General features: G+C 60.9%; 1 protein-coding gene. It reads right to left on the bottom strand.

Features of this window, described 5'->3' with window-relative positions:
- The coding region (locus VQ02_RS34430) for an ABC transporter substrate-binding protein (RefSeq protein WP_048448781.1) at positions 1-1,023 on the bottom strand (1,023 nt) is incomplete at both ends.

The following is a 1,023-nucleotide window of genomic DNA, read 5'->3' as shown; positions in this document are numbered from 1 at the left end:
GCATCATCTTGAGCTGCTCGACCGGGGCGAAGTCGGTCGCGCTGGTATTGATCCGGATGCCGGGGATCAGCGTGTCCGGCGCAAAATCCTTCAGGCTGGCGGCCTGCTTCATCACGTTCTCACGCGTCAGGTTGTCGCCGGCCTGCTTCAGCACCTGCACCATGGTCTGCGCCGCGGCGTAGCCATAGACCAGGTTGGCGTCGGACAGATTGGCGCCCGGCAGGTACTTCTCGGCGAAAGCCATGAACTTCTTCATGCCCTCGTCATTCTTCCATTGCGGATCGGAGGCGTCTTTGAGGTACCCGGCCGACAGCACGCCCTCGGAGGCGTCAAGGCCGGCGGGCTTCATCACGGCGCCGATCGAGATCGAGACGTCGGTCATCACATGCATCGGCTTCCAGCCGAGCTCGGCGATCTTCTTGATCGCCTGTGCCGCGAATTTCGGCGTCGAGATGTTGACGAACACGTCGGCGCCGGTGTCCTTCAGCTTGACGATGTGGGAATCGATCGACGGCTCCGTTGTCTCGTAGCTTTCCTCGGCGACGATCTTGACGGACGACTTGTCGAGCACCTCCTTGAGTCCGACCAGGTAGTCCTTGCCGAAATCGTCATTGGCATAGAAGATCACGACCTTGGCATCCGGCTTGGCCTTGAGAATGTACTTGCCGAAGATCCGCGCCTCGACGCGGTAGCTCGGCTGGAAACCCATGGTCCACGGGAAATCCTTCGGATCGTTCCACTTGCTGGCGCCGGTGGCCAGGAACAGCTGCGGCACCTTCTTGGCGTTGTGATACTTCTGCACCGCGGTCTGGGTCGGCGTGCCGAGGGCGTTGAAGATCAGGAGGACCTCGTCGCTCTCGATCAGCTTGCGGGTCTGCTCCACGGTCTTCGGCGGCGAGTAGGCGTCGTCATAGGAGATGCAGTTGATCTTGCGGCCGTTGATGCCGCCCTGGTCGTTGATCATCTTGAAGTAGGCTTCCTCGGTCTTGCCGATGACGCCGTAGGCAGAGGCAGGACCACTAT

Source organism: Methylobacterium variabile, from assembly GCF_001043975.1.
Taxonomy (GTDB): Bacteria; Pseudomonadota; Alphaproteobacteria; order Rhizobiales; family Beijerinckiaceae; genus Methylobacterium; species Methylobacterium variabile.
Note: the sequence above shows the minus strand (reverse complement) of the source record. Positions and strands in the feature narration are given on the sequence as shown.